This is a genomic window from Streptomyces sp. NPDC085524 (assembly GCF_044541755.1).
In the GTDB taxonomy this organism is placed as follows: domain Bacteria; phylum Actinomycetota; class Actinomycetes; order Streptomycetales; family Streptomycetaceae; genus Streptomyces.
The window spans coordinates 179,476-195,696 of the sequence record NZ_JBITTH010000017.1; the positions used below are offsets into that span (position 1 = coordinate 179,476).

15 protein-coding genes are annotated in these 16,221 nt (G+C 72.4%); 4 read left to right on the top strand and 11 right to left on the bottom strand.

Annotated elements, in window-relative coordinates; genetic code table 11:
* Positions 1 to 24: 24 nt before the first annotated feature.
* Positions 25 to 1,473, bottom strand: coding sequence for a PLP-dependent aminotransferase family protein (locus ACIGFK_RS25895; protein ID WP_386473319.1), 1,449 nt, complete (start codon positions 1,471 to 1,473; stop codon positions 25 to 27).
* Between ACIGFK_RS25895 and ACIGFK_RS25900 the strand changes: the two genes are divergently transcribed.
* A complete protein-coding gene (locus ACIGFK_RS25900; protein ID WP_376659211.1) occupies positions 1,472 to 2,389 on the top strand; it encodes a DMT family transporter in 918 nt (305 codons plus the stop codon). The two genes, ACIGFK_RS25895 and ACIGFK_RS25900, sit on opposite strands and share 2 nt — an antisense overlap.
* A gap of 57 nt (positions 2,390 to 2,446) precedes the next feature.
* A complete protein-coding gene (locus tag ACIGFK_RS25905; protein WP_376659210.1) occupies positions 2,447 to 2,644 on the top strand; it encodes a DUF1918 domain-containing protein in 198 nt (65 codons plus the stop codon).
* A 1-nt stretch (position 2,645) separates the two neighbouring features.
* Here the strand turns inward: ACIGFK_RS25905 and ACIGFK_RS25910 are convergent, their stop codons facing one another.
* Positions 2,646 to 3,902, bottom strand: coding sequence for a glycoside hydrolase family 10 protein (locus ACIGFK_RS25910; protein ID WP_386473315.1), 1,257 nt, complete (start codon positions 3,900 to 3,902; stop codon positions 2,646 to 2,648).
* Positions 3,903 to 4,040: 138 nt separating this feature from the next.
* On the opposite strand from ACIGFK_RS25910, the gene ACIGFK_RS25915 reads away from it, so the two are divergent.
* On the top strand, positions 4,041 to 4,934 hold the full coding sequence (locus ACIGFK_RS25915) for a 3-hydroxybutyryl-CoA dehydrogenase (RefSeq protein WP_376659208.1): 894 nt from the start codon (positions 4,041 to 4,043) through the stop codon (positions 4,932 to 4,934).
* 12 nt (positions 4,935 to 4,946) lie between these two features.
* Here ACIGFK_RS25915 and ACIGFK_RS25920 read toward each other — a convergent pair whose 3' ends face one another.
* From ACIGFK_RS25920 to infC, 9 genes are all read right to left on the bottom strand, one after another.
* Complete coding sequence (locus tag ACIGFK_RS25920; RefSeq protein WP_376659207.1) at positions 4,947 to 5,486, bottom strand: NUDIX hydrolase; 540 nt, start codon at positions 5,484 to 5,486, stop codon at positions 4,947 to 4,949.
* A 54-nt stretch (positions 5,487 to 5,540) separates the two neighbouring features.
* Positions 5,541 to 6,881 carry a transcriptional regulator gene (locus ACIGFK_RS25925; RefSeq protein ID WP_376659206.1) on the bottom strand — a complete coding sequence of 447 codons (1,341 nt, stop codon included), beginning with the start codon at positions 6,879 to 6,881 and terminating at the stop codon, positions 5,541 to 5,543.
* Between the two features lie 593 nt (positions 6,882 to 7,474).
* A complete protein-coding gene (gene pheT, locus ACIGFK_RS25930; RefSeq protein WP_376659205.1) occupies positions 7,475 to 10,003 on the bottom strand; it encodes a phenylalanine--tRNA ligase subunit beta in 2,529 nt (842 codons plus the stop codon).
* Positions 10,003 to 11,130 carry a phenylalanine--tRNA ligase subunit alpha gene (gene pheS / locus ACIGFK_RS25935; RefSeq protein WP_376659204.1) on the bottom strand — a complete coding sequence of 376 codons (1,128 nt, stop codon included), beginning with the start codon at positions 11,128 to 11,130 and terminating at the stop codon, positions 10,003 to 10,005. Before pheS ends, pheT begins: the two co-directional genes overlap by 1 nt.
* Before the next feature lie 147 nt (positions 11,131 to 11,277).
* The gene (locus ACIGFK_RS25940; protein WP_376659203.1) at positions 11,278 to 12,435 is read right to left on the bottom strand and encodes a sensor histidine kinase; all 1,158 of its coding nucleotides are present in this window, start codon (positions 12,433 to 12,435) and stop codon (positions 11,278 to 11,280) included.
* Positions 12,436 to 12,846: 411 nt separating this feature from the next.
* On the bottom strand, positions 12,847 to 13,707 hold the full coding sequence (locus tag ACIGFK_RS25945; protein WP_376659202.1) for a TrmH family RNA methyltransferase: 861 nt from the start codon (positions 13,705 to 13,707) through the stop codon (positions 12,847 to 12,849).
* A gap of 126 nt (positions 13,708 to 13,833) precedes the next feature.
* The gene (gene rplT, locus ACIGFK_RS25950; protein WP_030157251.1) at positions 13,834 to 14,220 is read right to left on the bottom strand and encodes a 50S ribosomal protein L20; all 387 of its coding nucleotides are present in this window, start codon (positions 14,218 to 14,220) and stop codon (positions 13,834 to 13,836) included.
* A 104-nt stretch (positions 14,221 to 14,324) separates the two neighbouring features.
* Positions 14,325 to 14,519: a 50S ribosomal protein L35 gene (gene rpmI / locus ACIGFK_RS25955; RefSeq protein WP_030860183.1), complete on the bottom strand. Its 195-nt coding sequence runs from the start codon at positions 14,517 to 14,519 to the stop codon at positions 14,325 to 14,327.
* Between the two features lie 106 nt (positions 14,520 to 14,625).
* Complete coding sequence (gene infC, locus ACIGFK_RS25960; RefSeq protein WP_376662464.1) at positions 14,626 to 15,339, bottom strand: translation initiation factor IF-3; 714 nt, start codon at positions 15,337 to 15,339, stop codon at positions 14,626 to 14,628.
* 382 nt (positions 15,340 to 15,721) lie between these two features.
* Between infC and ACIGFK_RS25965 the strand changes: the two genes are divergently transcribed.
* Entirely contained in the window at positions 15,722 to 16,084 is a 363-nt protein-coding gene (locus ACIGFK_RS25965; RefSeq protein ID WP_376662463.1) for a DUF1844 domain-containing protein, read from the top strand.
* Positions 16,085 to 16,221: the final 137 nt, after the last annotated feature.

Genomic DNA, 16,221 nt, shown 5'->3' on the forward strand with positions numbered 1-16,221 from the left:
CGGGGTCAAGCGTCCTGACCGACGTCAGGCGTCCTGGCCGGCCCCGCCCGGCGGCAGGGCCGCACGCAGCCGCCGCACCGCCTCGACCAGCTCCCCGGGACCGGAGACCCCGGCGAAACTCAGCCTGACGTGCGGACCCGGCGGTTCCGCGCAGAAGTACGGACGCCCGGGCGATACGGCGACCCCCGCGCGCAGGGCCTCCGCCGCGAAGGCGGTGTCGTCGCCGGTCCCCGTGGGCCGCACCCACAACTGGTAGCCGCCGGAGGGCAGGTGCGGCAGCGTCAGCCCGGGCAGCTCCCGGCGCAGGGCTCCGGCCAGCACGTCCCTGCGGTGGCGCAGTTCGGCGGCGACGCTGCGCAGGTGGCGGGGCCAGGCGGGCGCCCCCACGAGCTCCAGCGCGGCCTCCTGGAGCGGCCGGGCCACGAAGAAGCTGTCCACGACCTGGATGGCGCGCAGCCGGTCCACGACCGGGCCCCGGGCCGCGATGGCGCCCACCCGCAGGCTGGGCGAGGTGGGCTTGGTCAGCGAGCGGACGTGCACCACCACCCCGTCCGCGTCCTCGGCGGCCAGCGTCGCGGGCGGCGCCCCGGCGTCCTCGTGGGCGAGGTAGCGGGCGTAGTCGTCCTCCACGACGAAGGCCCCGGCGGCCCGCGCGATGCGCAGCACCTCGCCCCGCCGCTCCGGAGCCAGCACGGACCCGGTCGGGTTCTGGAACAGCGGCTGGCATACGAACACGCGCGCGCCGGTGGCCTCGAAGGCGGCGGCCAGCAGCTCCGGCCGGACCCCGTCCGCGTCGACCGGGACCGGCACCGGCCGGCATCCGGAGGCGCGGGCGATGGCCAGCAGCCCGGGGTAGGTCGGCGACTCCACGAGGATCGGCGCCCCCGGCGGGGCGAGTGCGCGCAGCGCGGCGGCCAGCGCGCTCTGCCCGCCCGCGGTGATCAGTACGTCCGCGGCGACGACCGCGCCGCCGATCTCCCGGGCGAACCAGTCGCGCAGCTCGGGCAGCCCCTCGACGGGCGGCCTCCCCCAGGCACCGGGGCGCCGCCCGGCCCGGGCCAGGGCGGCCGCCATGGCCCGCTCGGGCTGGAGGGAGGGGTGCAGGTAGCCGCCGTTGAGCTCGATGACCCCGGCCGGCGGCGTGGCCAGCGAGACGAGGACCCCGCCGGCGTCCACGGAGCGCGGGACGATCTCCCCGGCCCCTTCGGCGCTGAGGGCGACCTCCTGCCAGGAGGTGTCCCCGGCCGCGGGCACCGCCGTACGCGGCCGGGCGCGGAAGACCCCGGAGCCGGGGCGGGTGACGACCAGGCCCTCCGCAGCGAGTTGCGCGAGGGCCCGGGACACGGTGACCGGGCTGACCCGGTAGCGCTCGACCAGGGCCCGGCTCGACGGGAGCTTTCCACCTACCGAGTAGCGGTTGAGTTCGGACCGCAGGGAATCCGCCAACTCCGCCACACTGCTACGCTCGTACATGACAGCACACAATAGCGCTACTCGCCCGACCACGATAGCGGTTACGAGTTCTCTCCCGGGATCGCTGAGCCGCGGCACGATCCTCGCCTCGCTCGGTGTCCTGGCCTTCTCGCTGACCTTCCCCGCCACGGCGTGGGGGCTGCAGAGCTTCGGACCGTGGTCGCTCGTCTCCCTGCGCAGCGTGCTCGCGGCCGTCATCGCGGCCGGATTCCTGATCGCCCTGCGCGTGCCGCTGCCCCGCCGCGAGCACCGGGCCGGCCTCGCCGTCGTCGCCGCCGGCGTGGTGGTCGGCTTCCCGATGCTGACCACGCTCGCCCTCCAGACGTCCACGACCTCGCACGCCGCCGTCGTGGTCGGCCTGTTGCCGCTGACCACCGCCGCGCTGTCCGCGCTGCGCACCGGTGCCCGCCCGTCGCGCACGTTCTGGATCGCGGCCGTCGCCGGCGCCGTGGTCGTGCTGGGCTTCACCCTCGGGCAGAGCGGTGGCGCCCTCTCCCTCGGCGACGGCTACCTGTTCGCCGCGCTGCTGGTGTGCGCGGCCGGGTACACCGAGGGCGGGCGCCTCGCGCGGCTGATGCCGGGCTGGCAGGTGATCGGCTGGGCGCTGGTGCTGTGCCTGCCGCTGAGCCTGGCCGGTTCCGCGCTCGGCCTCGCGTACGAGCCGGTGCACCTCACCGGCCAGGGGCTGGCGGGCCTGATCTGGGCCGCGGCGGGCTCCACCTTCCTCGGGCTGTACGTCTGGTACCGCGGCATGGCCGAGATCGGCGCCCCGCGCGCCAGCCAGCTCCAGCTCGCGCAGCCGCTGCTGACGCTGGTCTGGTCGGTCGCCCTGCTCGGTGAGCACCTCTCCCCGGCCGCCCCGGCCGCCGCCTGCGCGGTCCTGGTCTGCATTGCGGTGACCCAGCGGGTCAAATGACCCCGAGTCGACCTAAACTGCTAGCACCGGATCGGACCGCCACCGAGGAGGTCAGTTATGCGAGCGACCGAGGGCGACCAGTTGGTGCAGCACGGCCGGGTCGTGGGCCAGCACGACAAGATCGGTGAGATCACTCAGGTACTCGGAGAGAACGGCACCCCTCCCTACCGGGTCCGTTTCCAGGACGGCCACGAGGCAGTCATGTCTCCGGGCCCCGACTGCGTCGTGAAGCACCCGGCGGAGCCCGCACACTGACTCAAGCCGGCGCCGCCGCCGTCGGGTAGTGATCGGCGACCACCCTGGCCATTGCCCCGTTGGGGTCCGCGGCCACGTTCTTGGCGGAGAACCAGACGTGGCCGCGGACCTGCGGGTACTTCCGCGCGAACGTCACGTGCCGCGACAGTTCGCGCGGGTCCCTCCAGGCCTCGGTGGGACTGTCCGCATCACAGCGGTACAGCGCCTCCCCCACGTACAGCCGCACGCCCGTGCCCGCCACGGTCTGCGCCCACCAGGGCACGAGGTCCGCGTAGTCGGCGGTCGGGTGGCCGATGTGCCAGTACGCCTGGGGCACCACGTAGTCGATCCAGCCCTGCTTGACCCACTTGCGGGTGTCCGCGTACAGGTCGTCGTACGTCCCGAGGCCCTGCGTGGGTGAGCCGAGCGGGTCGGCGTCGGAGTTGCGCCAGATCCCGAACGGGCTGATGCCGAACCGCGCCGCGGGCCGCACCGCCCGCACCCGCGCCGACATCTCCCGGACCAGGGTGTCGACGTTGTTCCGGCGCCAGGCGGCGCGGGAGGCGAAGTCGCCGCCGTGCTCCTCGTAGGCCTCGTCGTCGTCGAAGTACTCCCCCTCCACCGGGTAGGGGTAGAAGTAGTCGTCCCAGTGCACCCCGTCGACCGGGTACCGGGTGACGGCGTCGAGCATGGCCTCCTGCACGAACTGCCGCACTTCGGGCATGCCGGGGTTGTAGAAGAGCTTCCCGCCGTACTCGACGGTCCAGTCCGGGTTCCGCCGGGCCGGGTGGCCCTCCGCCAGCCGGTCCGGGTCGGTGTGGTTGGCCACGCGGTACGGGTTGAACCAGGCGTGCAGCTGCAGCCCGCGGGCGTGCGCCTCGGCGACGGCCGTGCCCAGCGGGTCCCAGCCCGGGTCCTCCCCCTGCTCCCCGGTCAGCCACTGCGACCAGGGCTCCAGCCGCGAGGGCCACAGCGCGTCGGCGGCGGGCCGCACCTGGAGGATCACCGCGTTGAGCCGCCGCTTGACGGCCGTGTCGAGCAGCGAGATCAGCTCGGCCCGCTGCCGGGCGGCGGACAGCCCGGCCCGGGAGGGCCAGTCCACGTTCGACACCGTGGCGATCCACATGCCCCGGAACTCGGCGGCGGCCGCCCGGGCCGGGATCCGGCCGGCCGGCGGCTCCGAGGCCCTGGGGGCGGCCGCGGCGCCCGGCCCGGCCGTGGCCGCCGCGATCACCCCCGCCGCTCCCGCCAGCAGTTCCCGTCGGCCGATGCGCGCCATGTGACAGCTCCGTTTCACTGAGTGACATTGGACGGTGTGACCCAGCATGCCCGCCCCGGCCCGCCGCCCGGCGCAAGGTCGGGAGTAACGTCGGGGGGCGTGGCGGGCGCCGGAATCGTACGGGGGACCCGCCGACGGATGAGCAGCGAAAGGCACGAAGTGACTGACCTCCCTTCCGACATCACACGGGTCGGCGTAGTGGGCTGTGGCCAGATGGGCGCGGGTATCGCGGAGGTGTGCGCCCGCAGCGGCCTTGAGGTCAAGGTCGCCGAGACCACGGGCGAGGCCCTGGAGATCGGACGCACCCGGCTGTACAACTCGCTGACCAAGGCCGCCGAACGCGGCAAGATCACGGAGGAGGAGCGGGACGCCACCCTGGCCCGCCTCACCTTCACCACCGACCTCGGCGAGTTCGCCGACCGCGACCTGGTCATCGAGGCCGTCGTCGAGAACGAGCAGGTCAAGACGGAGATCTTCCAGATCCTCGACCAGGTGATCACCCGCCCGGACGCGATCCTGGCCTCCAACACCTCCTCGATCCCGCTGGTCAAGCTGGCCGTCGCGACCTCGCGGCCCGACCAGGTCATCGGCATCCACTTCTTCAACCCGGCCCCGGTGCAGAAGCTCGTCGAGCTGATCCCGGCGCTGACCACGGGCGACGAGACCGTCAAGCGTGCCGAGGCCCTGGTGCGGGACGTGCTGGGCAAGCACGCCGTCCGCGCCCAGGACCGTTCCGGTTTCGTGGTGAACGCGCTCCTCGTCCCGTACCTGCTGTCGGCGATCCGGATGTTCGAGTCCGGCATCGCGAGCCGCGAGGACATCGACAACGGCATGGAGCTCGGCTGCGCCCACCCGATGGGCCCGCTGAAGCTGTCCGACCTGATCGGCCTGGACACCATCGTCTCCATCGCCGACTCCATGTACGCCGAGTACAAGGAGCCGCTCTACGCCGCTCCCCCGCTGCTCCAGCGGATGGTCGACGCGGGCCGCCTCGGCCGCAAGACGGGATCCGGCTTCTACCCGTACGGCTGACCCTGCCCGGTCCTAGGGCCGGCCGCCCAGCCTGAGGTGATGCAGGAGCAGCAGCCCGGCCGCCATGTTGGCGGCCGGGATCTCACCGCGCGCGATCATGTCCGGCACGAGCTTCAGCGGGACCCACTCGCGCCGTGAGGACTCGAAGTCGTCCTCGGGATGGCCGACGTACGTGGCCCCGTCCGCCCAGTACAGGTGGTGGCGGGCGTCGGTCAGTCCGTTGGACGGCTCCACGGTCATCAGGTGGTGGAGCGGGCCGGGCCGCCAGCCCGACTCCTCCTCCATCTCGCGGGCCGCCGCCGATTCGACGCACTCCCCGTCCTCGACCACGCCGGCGGGCAGCTCCCAGCCCCAGCTGTCGGTGATGAAGCGGTGCCGCCACAGCAGCAGCACCTCGTTCGCCTCGTTGACGGCCGTGGCGACGGCCACCGGACGCAGCCGGATGACGAAGTGGTCCAGGTGCCGCCCGTCGGGCAGTTCCACGTCCGCCAGGTTCACGTCGAACCAGCGGTTCTTGTACACGGTCTGCTCACTCAGGTTCGTCCACTGCACGGTCCTGCCGCCTTCCGTTCGGAATTGGTGGCAACATGGCAGCAGTCCGAGCCGTCACAGGGGAACGCGCAGCGCTCCGTCGATGAGCTCCGCGGTCTCCTCCGCGCCCGAGCAGCCGCTGGTCAGCAGCTGCTCGCGGACCGCCCGCAACCGGTCCCGCAGTCGCAGCGACTCCATCCCCCTGGCCCGGTGGGCCATTTCGGCCGCGGCCGCCACCGCCCGGTCGGCCTCGCCCTGGCGCAGCTGGATCTCGCACAGCATCGCCAGCCGGTGCACGCGCCCCCGGTCGTGCGCGGGGGTGCCGACGGCCGCGGTGGCCTGTTCGTGGGCCGCGGTCAGATCCCCGAGGCTCAACAGCGCCTCGGCCACCTGTACGTTGACCAGCCCGGGCTGCACGTAGCCGGTCTCGTCCGGCTCGCTGCCCGGCCGGATCCGCTCGGCGGCGGCCTCGGCGTGCCGGATGCAGTCCAATGCCGCCGCGGTGTCCCCGAGTTGGGCGTAGGCCTTGGCCTGCATCGCATAGAGGTCGGAGGCCAGCGCCGGGGTGGTGTGCCGGCCCGCGGCGCGCAGCGCGGCCTCGGCGAAGGCGACGGCCTGCCGGTACTCGCGCAGGTGCAGGCACTGATTGACGATCAGCGCGATCACGTACGCCCCGAGCCCCCGGTCCCCGCTCGCCTTCGCCAGCCGCAGCGCCTGGTGGAAGTAGCGCTGGGCGAGCCCGTGCGCGTCCGAGTCGTACGCGCAGATGCCCGCGACCGCCACGAGGGACCCGCTGGCCCGGTGGAGGCGGCGGCCGAGGCCGTCGGAGTAGCTCCCGCGCAGCATCGGCGCGGTCTCGCTGCCGAGGAAGCGCACGATCCGGTCCCGGGTGGCCACCCCGCCGGCCCGGCGGTACATCAGCTCGTAGTGCGCGCGGGCGGCCTTGAGGATCTCGATGTGCTCGGGCCCGATCCGGTCGGGACCGTCCCTCGACACGTCGGTGTCCTCGGGCGGGTTCTCCCACTCCCACACCGGTATGACCGCCGGGGTCCCGGTGACCGCCTCCGCGGCGAGCAGGTGCGGCCGCGCCTGCCCGTCCGACCGCCACAGGGCGGTCGCCCGGTCCACGAACCCGCTCAGCGGCGAAGCCCCCGGCGGGACGGCCTGGCCGGGCACGCCGAGTCCGATGTCGTCCAGGCCGACGGGCCTGCGCAGCCGCCCGCCGAGCACCTCGCAGATCAGGTCGGGGACCTGGCCGCGGGGGCGCTGTCCCTTCAACCACCGGTGGACGGCGGTGTGTTCGTAGCGCAGGGCGAGACCGCGGGTGCGGCCCGCCTGGTTCACGTACGCCGCAAGTCCGGCATGGGACATGCCCGCCTCGGAGAGGAGGGCGTCGAGCAGGACATTGGGCTGCATGGGCCGCTCCCGGGGCTCGTCGCTCCCAGGCTAGTGGGTGCGGGGTTCACACGGGGTGTGAACCAAGTACGCGCATAAATGCGATACGCACTCTGCCGCCGGGACCGCGCGGGGCGCTTCACTTAAGGGCCTCGCCAAAGAGGCAGCCCGGGTCGTCGGCTCCCCCTCGTACAGTGCGACGACCCGTCACAGCGCCGCCCGTCCTGCTGTCTGCCCGACACTCCACGGCAGGCGGGCGGCGCCGTCCGGCTCCGCCGGTGCCGGGTTGGTCGCCCGGCCCGGCCGAGCCGGACCTCTCGGGGCCCCGCCCCAGACCCCGCACCCAGCACAGGTGCGGCACCGCTCCTGGGGCTCCGCCCCAGACCCCGCGCCTCAAACGCCGGCGTGGCTGGTTCTGCCCCTGCGGCCGAGTTCGTCCACGGACGGGTACGAGCCGACGCCGGCCAAATCCAGCCCCGCCGGCGTTTGAGGCGCGGGGGTTCGGGGGCAGCGCCCCCGACCGGGGCGCCGCAGGAGGGGTCGGGCGGTCACTGGAACGGGTGAGGGGTGTACCCGGCGGACCAGGTACACCCCTCACGGCACGGCGCCTGCGACTACGCGCCCCGGAGCACCGCCCCGGTCCGCTCGCCCGCGAGGGCAACGGCCGCGTCACGGGCCGCCGTCGACTCCTCGGCGGTCAGCGTGCGGTCCGCCGCGCGGAAGCGCAGCGCGTACGCCAGGGACTTCTTGCCCTCGCCGACCTGCTCACCGGTGAACACGTCGAACAGGCGCAGCGACTCGAGGAGTTCGCCCGCGCCCTTGCGCAGCGCGGCCTCCACCGAGGACGCCGGTACGGACGCGTCCACGATCAGAGCGACGTCCTGGGTCGCCACCGGGAAGGAGGAGATCCTGGGCGCCCGGAGTGCCTCGCCGCCGGCCGCCGCGAGGCGGTCCAGGTCGATCTCCATCGCGCTGGTGCGGGCCGGCAGGCCCATGGCCTTGACCACGCGCGGGTGCAGTTCGCCGGCGTGGCCGATGACCGTCTCCACCCCGTCCAGGGTGACGAGCAGCTCGGCGCACCGGCCCGGGTGCCACGGCCCGTACTGGCCCTGGCGGACCACCAGCTCGGCACCGGCCTCCACGGCCAGCGCACGCGCCGCCTGGACCGCGTCCGCCCAGTCGGCCGGACGGCCCTTGCCCCACCAGCCGGCCTGCTCGCGCGCGCCGGCCAGCACGACCGCGGCGTACCGCGGCTGCGCGGGCAGGGCCGCGTTCAGGGTGGCGATCTCCTCGTCCGTGGGACGCCGGTCGACGGGCAGCCGCACGGCGACGCCCGGCCGGTCACCGGCACGGAAGACCGAACCGGTCTCGAAGAGCGCGAGGTCGTGGCTGCCCCGGCTGTCGTTGCGGCGCAGCGCGCCGAGCAGACCCGGCAGCAGCGTGGTGCGCAGCGCCGGCTCCTCGTCGGAGATCGGGTTGACCAGCTTGACGACCTGGCGGGACGCGTCGTGCTCCGGGAGCTGGAGCTGGTCGAAGACGCCCTCGCCGATGAACGGGTAGCTCAGCGCCTCGACGTAGCCCGCGCCGGCCAGCGCACGGCCCACCCGCCGGTGCAGCTGCTGCCGGGCGGTCAGACCACGGCCGGAGGGCACCTGCGGGAGGGTCGACGGGAGGTTCCCGTACCCCTCGAGCCGGATGACCTCTTCGGCAAGGTCGTTGGGCGCGGCGAGGTCGGGCCGCCACGACGGGACGGTGACGACGAGCTCGTCCTGGCCGTAGACGTCGCAGCCGATCTCCTGGAGGCGGCGCACGACGGTCTCGCGGCCGTACTCCATGCCCGCGACCCGGTCCGGGTGGTCCGCGGCCATCGCGATGGTGCGCGGGGCGCCCGGGGCGGTGACCTCGGTGACGCCGGCCTCGGCGGTGCCGCCCGCGAGCAGCACGAGCAGGTCGACGGTCCGCTGCGCGGCCGCGGCGGCGGCCTGCGGGTCGACGCCGCGCTCGAAGCGCTTGGAGGCCTCGGAGGACAGCTTCATGCGGCGGGCGGTGCGCGAGATCGACACGGAGTCGAAGTGCGCGGCCTCGACGACCACCTCGGTGGTGCCGGTGACGGCGCCGGTCTCCGGGTCGGTGACGGAGTCGGCGATCTCGGTGTTGGCACCGCCCATGACACCGGCGAGGCCGATCGGCCCGCTGTTGTCGGTGATCACCAGGTCCTCGGCGTCGAGCGTGCGCTTGACCCCGTCGAGGGTGGTGAACTTCTCGCCCTGCTCGGCGCGGCGGACACCGATGGCGCCGTCGATCCGCGAGCGGTCGTAGGCGTGCAGCGGCTGGCCGAGCTCGAGCATCACGTAGTTGGTGATGTCCACGGCGAGCGAGATCGGGCGCATGCCCGCCTTCTGCAGGCGGCGGGTCAGCCAGATCGGGGAGCGCGCGTCGGGGTCGAGACCGGTGACGGTGCGCGCGGTGAAGCGGTCGCAGCCGGCCGGGTCCTCGATCTTCACGGGGTAGCCGTACGAGTTCGGCGCCGGGACGTCGAGCAGCGCCGGGTCGCGCAGCGGCAGACCGTACGCGGTCGCCGCCTCGCGGGCGACACCGCGCATGGACATGCAGTAGCCGCGGTCCGGGGTGATGTCGATGTCGAGGACCTCGTCGACGAGCTGGAGCAGCTCGATCGCGTCGGTGCCGACCTCGTGCTCCGGCGGCAGCACGATGATGCCGTGCCCGCCGTCGTCGCCCATGCCCAGCTCGTCGCCGGAGCAGATCATGCCGTGCGAGGTGCGGCCGTACGTCTTGCGCGAGGCGATCGCGAAGTCGCCGGGCAGCACGGCGCCGGGCAGGACCACGACGACCTTGTCGCCGACGGTGAAGTTCCGGGCGCCGCAGACGATCTCCTGGGGCTCACCGGTGCCGTTGGCCTGGCCGACGTCGACCGTGCAGAAGCGGATCGGCTTGCGGAAGCCCTCGAGCTCCTCGATGGTCAGCACCTGGCCGACGACGAGGGGACCCTTGAGGCCGGCGCCGAGCTGCTCGACGGTCTCGACCTCGAGGCCGGCGTCGACGAGCTTGGCCGCCACGTCACGGCCGGTCTCGCCCGCGGGGAGGTCGACGTACTCCCGCAGCCAGGAAAGCGGGACGCGCATCAGATCTCACTCCCGAACGGCCGGGTGAAACGAACGTCACCTTCGACCATGTCTCGCATGTCTTCAACGTTGTGGCGGAACATCAGCATCCGCTCGATGCCGAACCCGAAGGCGAACCCGCTGTACTTCTCGGGGTCCACACCGCAGGCGACGAGCACCTTGGGGTTGACCATGCCGCAGCCGCCGAGCTCGATCCAGCCCTCGCTGGAGCAGGTGCGGCACGGGCGGTCGGGGTTGCCCACCGACGCGCCGCGGCACACGTAGCACTGCATGTCCATCTCGGCGGACGGCTCGGTGAAGGGGAAGAAGTGCGGGCGCAGGCGCGTGGTCGTGCCCTCGCCGAACAGCTCCTGGACCATGTGGTCCATGGTGCCCTTGAGGTCCGCCATGGTCAGGCCCTCGTCCACGGCGAGCAGCTCGACCTGGTGGAAGACCGGGGTGTGCGTCGCGTCGAGCTCGTCGGTGCGGTACACGCGGCCCGGGCAGACGATGTAGACGGGGGGCTTGCGCTCCAGCAGCGAGCGCGCCTGCACCGGGGAGGTGTGGGTGCGCAGCACGACGCCGGACTCGTCGCCCTCGGTGCCCTCGGGCCCCTGGACGAAGAAGGTGTCCTGCATCTGGCGTGCCGGGTGGTCGGGCGTGAAGTTGAGGGCGTCGAAGTTGAACCACTCCGCCTCGACCTCGGGGCCCTCGGCGACCTCGTAGCCCATGCCCACGAAGATGTCCGCGATGCGGTCCATCAGCGTGGTCAGGGGGTGCCGGGCGCCGGCCGGGACGCGGTCGTAAGGCAGCGTGACGTCCACGGCCTCCTCGACCAGCACCCGCTCGTCGCGCTCGGCCTCCAGCTCGACCGTGCGGGCCCCGAAGGCCTTGTTCACGGCGCCGCGGGCCTGGCCCATGCGCTTGCCGACCTCGGCCTTGGCCTGGGGCGGCAGGGCGCCGATCTCGCGGTTGGCGAGCGCGAGGGGCGAGCGGTCGCCCATGTGCGCGGTCTTCGCCTCCCGCAGCGCGTCGAGGTCGCCGGCGGCCGCGAAGGCGGCGAGCGCCTCGTCCCGCATGCGCTCGATCTCTTCCGGTTTCAGTGCCTCGACCTCGACAGGGTCGTACGACTTGTTCGGTGCCGACATCTCTTCCCGTACTTCCGATGGCTGGCTGGTGGTCCCGTGCGCGACTCGAGAAGTTCGTCACCAGGACACAAAGGTGCCAAAGGACGAGTCTAAAGGCCGCCGGGGGTGAAGGAGCCCGTGGGCCACCCGGCAAGGCTCTCCGCAGTGCTACTGCGTGAGGTACGCCGGGGCGCTCACGGGCAGGATAAATCGGAATTCGGCGCCGCCGCCGGGGCCGCGGCCCACCGTGATGGTGCCGCCGTGAGCCTCCACGATCCCCTTGACGATGTACAGGCCCAGGCCGGTGCCGCCGCGCTTGCTCCCCCGCCAGAAGCGGGTGAAGACGCGGCTCATCGACTCCTCGGGGATCCCGGGGCCTTCGTCGGTCACGGTGACGGCGGTTCCCTTCTCGTGCGGCATCACGTCGATGGTGACCGTTCCGTCGCCGTGCCGCACCGCATTTTCGAGGAGGTTGCCGAGGATCTGGTCGATCTTGTCCGGGTCGGCCCACAGATCGGGGAGCGGGCGGCTGACGCTGACGAGGAACCGCTCCGGCTCCTGCCCGTTTGCGGTCAGGGCCTGGACGTGGCGGCCGACGGCGGTGGCGATGTCGACCGGCTGGCGGCGGACCTCCAGCCGGCCGGAGTCGATCCGGGAGATGTCGAGGAGTTCGGCGATCAGCCGGGTGACCCGGTTGGCGTCGGCGTCGACGGTCTCCAGCATCAGCCGCTTCTGGTCGTCGGTGAACCGCTCCCACTTGGCGAGCAGCGTCGCCGTGAAGCCCTTGACGGAGGTCAGCGGGGAGCGCAGCTCGTGGGCGACGGTGGCGATCAGCTCGGCGTGGCTGCGCTCGGTGCGGCGGCGTGCCTCGGTGCCGCGCAGGGTGACGACGAGGCGGCGCAGCGGGCCCGTGGGGTGCGTACGGACGTAGCTGGCCGAGACGAGCACCTCGCGGCCGCCGGGCAGCAGCAGGTTCCGCTCGGGCTGTCCGCGCCGGGTGGCGAGGCCTCCGTACGGATCGGTCAGCGCCCACCAGCGGCGGCCTTCGAGGTCCTCGAGCGGGAGCGCCCGGTCGATGCGGGTGCCGAGGGCCTCGTGCGGCGCGATGGCGGTGATGCGGGCGGCGGCCCGGTTGAAGCAGATCACCCGGCCGGCGTCGTCGGCGACGACCAGCCCGTCGGGCAGCTCGTCGGGGTCGACCCCGAAGGCGTGGAAGGCCCGCTCCGGCGAGGCGGTCGCGGGCGGCGGCACCTCCTGTGAAGGTCCCGCTGCCGCGCCGGGTGCCATCGGCAGCCCGGAGCCGACCGGCTGAGGCGCAACGGTCATGTCCCCGTACCGTTCCTGTGCAATGCGCAGGAACGAGCCCTGCGTATCGGCACGCCCCGAACGGTCTTGAGCGCACTGGGTCCCAGCTTTCGCAGCCCGGACGGCGACACGCATCCCGTGCGTGATCCGTTCCGGGAGGGCCGGTTCCCTGGCGACCTGGCCATGTGGGCACGGCCAAAGACCACGGGGAGGCCCTGAACCATCACTCTGGTGGAGGAGGGGCCCCGCAACCCGGCACCGTACTCGGCGTCCCATATCGCACCGGCAACGCTATCCGGCTGAGCACCACTCTCCGCAAGCCGCCAATCCGACAACCACCCAATCGAGCTAACGCACACTCGTCCACACTCCCCATCGAGCGGTCCGCCCCCACATCTCCGAGCAGCGCAGTGGCCCCGGGCCGCCACATTACTAGCTGGGGGTCACGGAGCGGCACCCTCCGGGCGCCCGCTGTGCACGCGCGGAGGCGTAGAGGCACACGGCGGCGGCCGTCGCGAGGTTCAGGCTCTCGGCCTTGCCGTGGATCGGGACCCGTACGACGGCGTCCGCGAGCGCCCGCGTCTCCTCGGGCAGGCCCCACGCCTCGTTGCCGAAGACCCAGGCCGAGGGGGTGCCCATGGTGCCGGCGTCCAGCTCGGCGTCCAGGTCGTCCTCACCGGCCCCGTCGGCCGCGAGGATCCGCACGCCCGCCGCGCGCAGCCCCTCGACGGCCTGTTCCACCGGGACACCGACCGCCACCGGCAGGTGGAAGAGGGAGCCCACGGAGGCCCGTACGGACTTGGGGTTGTAGAGGTCCACGGAGGCGTCGGTCAGGACGACGGCATCGGCTCCGGCCGCGTCCGCGCAGCGCAGCACGGTGCCCGCGTTGCCGGGGTCGCGGACGTGCGCGAGGACGGCGACCAGCTTGGGCCGCGCACGGAGGATCTCCTCGAACGGCGAGTCGAGGAAGTGGCAGACACCGACCAGGCCCTGCGGGGTGACCGTCTGCGAGACCTCGGCGAGCACCTCGTCGGAGGCGTGGTGCACGCGCGCGCCGGCCTTCCGGGCGGCTTCGACGATGTCCGCGTAGCGCTCGGCGGCCTCGACGGTGGCGAACAGCTCGATCAGGGTCGACGCGCCCTCGGCTCCGCGGTGCTCCACGGCCTCGCGGACCGCCTGGGGGCCCTCTGCGATGAACCGGCGCTCCTTGGTGCGGAAGTTGCGCCGCGCCAGGCGCCTGGCGGCGGCCACCCGCGGGGACCGGGGGGAGATCAGCTCGTCGGGGTGACCCATGGTGTCTGCGGTTCTCTTTCGGTGTTCCGTGGCTGTCTGAACTGATGCCTGCAAAGCACACGGACCCGCAGGCGAATGCCTGCGGGTCCGTGGGGGCCGGCCGCGTGGGAGCGGGCCGGCTAGCCCTTAGGCAGCAACCTTGGGGGCGTTGACGTCGGCCGGGAGGGCCTTCTGCGCGACCTCGACCAGCGCGGCGAACGCGTTGGCGTCGTTGACGGCGAGCTCGGCGAGGATCTTGCGGTCCACCTCGATGTTCGCGGCCTTCAGACCCTGGATGAGGCGGTTGTACGTCATGCCGTTCTGGCGGGCAGCAGCGTTGATGCGCTGGATCCACAGCTGACGGAAGTCGCCCTTGCGCTTCTTGCGGTCGTTGAAGTTGTAGACCAGCGAGTGGGTGACCTGCTCCTTGGCCTTGCGGTACAGGCGCGAACGCTGACCGCGGTAGCCGGAGGCCGCCTCGAGGATCGCCCGGCGCTTCTTGTGGGCGTTTACTGCCCGCTTGACGCGTGCCACTTTTTAACTCCTTGTAGCGGGGCCGTGGGTGTCTTCACACGGCCCGAATTCGATGGGGTCCCGGTCTTGACGCTCATCCGCTCCCGTCGCGGGAGCGGAGAACATCACTTGCCGAGAAGCTTCTTGATCTTCGCGGCGTCGCCGGGGGCCATCTCCGCGGTGCCGGTCAGGCGGCGGGTGACACGGGACGACTTGTGCTCGAGCAGGTGGCGCTTGCCGGCGCGCTCGCGGAGCACCTTGCCGGAGCCGGTGACCTTGAAGCGCTTCTTGGTACCGCTGTGCGTCTTGTTCTTCGGCATAGCGCCGTTATCTCCTCGTCGGTGGCGCTCCCTCGCCGATCCGGACCGGACCGGCGAGCGGGAGCGTCATGTTGTGTCGGGTGATTCGAGACAGGCTGCCTCGGAATCAGGCCTCGGCGTTCGCCTCGTCGGCGGCGGCCTCGGTGACCTCGGCATCCGTGGCGTCGGTCGCCTCGGCCGGAGCGGTCTCCTCGGAAGGAGCCGCCTCGTCGTTGGCGACGACACCCTGGCGCTCCGCCTTGCGGGCGGCCTGCGCCTCGCGGGCTTCGGCCATGGCCTCGGTCTTCTTCTTGTGCGGACCGAGGACCATGATCATGTTTCGGCCGTCCTGCTTCGGGTTCGACTCGATGAAGCCGAGCTCCTCGACGTCCGAAGCGAGACGCTGCAGCAGTCGGTAGCCGAGTTCCGGCCGGGACTGCTCGCGACCACGGAACATGATCGTGATCTTGACCTTGTCGCCCTGCTTGAGGAACCGAACGACGTGACCCTTCTTGGTGTCATAGTCGTGCGGGTCGATCTTCGGCCGGAGCTTCATTTCCTTGATGACCGTGTGCGCCTGGTTCTTGCGCGCCTCACGGGCCTTCATGGCCGACTCGTACTTGAACTTGCCGTAGTCCATGAGCTTGCAGACCGGCGGGCGTGCGGAGGCCGCTACCTCGACCAGGTCGAGGTCGTACTCCTGTGCGAGCTCAAGCGCCTTGGCAAGCGGCACGATGCCGACCTGCTCACCGCTGGGACCGACGAGTCGAACCTCGGGAACGCGAATCCGGTCGTTGATGCGGGGCTCGGTGCTGATGGATCCTCCTCGGTAGCACCACACGACTGCCTGGCAGACAGCCGCTGACGTGTAATTCCGTCAGACCGACCGCGGCGGGAGAATCAAAAAAGCCCCGCCGGGCACAGGCGGGGGCTCCAAAACAACCGGAGCACCGTCGCGTGCGAACCGCGGGGCGCAACATCGGGTGGCTTTCCATCGTCCGTACGGAACGATGGATGCCGCCTGACCGGTGACCTGCCGCCCCGGAGGGTGGTCAGGTGGGAGAATCGGAGCCTCCACTTGTGGGCCGGGCACACAGGTGTCCGGCCGGTCGAACTACATACTAGCACCGAGCGCGCAAGGCCGCTTCCCCGGCGCCGCGCGTACGGGGCCGGCTCCCCGGCGCCGTGCCTGCGGTGTCGCTCCACGGCCTATCGTGGTCCGCATGACTGACGCGACGCCTTCCGCTTCCACTCCCGATTACGACGACATGACCCGCGACATCGCGGAGGTTCCGGCCGTCGAGGTCATCACCACGGTGGCCGTGCACCTGCTGAGCGCCGCGGCGGTCAACCTGGGCCTGGACAAGCCGGACTCCGAGCACAAGGACCTCGACGAGGCCCGCAAGCTGATCAACGCCCTGGCCGGCCTGGTGACCGCCAGCGCCACCGAGATCAGCTCCTTCCACGCCGCTCCGCTGCGCGACGGCCTGAAGTCGCTCCAGCTCGCCTTCCGCGAGGCCTCGATCGTCCCGGACGAGCCGGGCCAGGGTCCGGGCGAGAAGTTCACCGGCCCCGTCTACGCCTGATCCCCGCACTCCCCCGCAGTCCCACGCGCACAGAGGGGCCGGGCCCCCGCCCGGACGGTGCGGCGGGGGGCCCGCCCCGCACGGGGGGGAGCGGCCCCCGAGCGGCGGCCCCCGCCGGGCCGGCCCGCCGGGCGGGC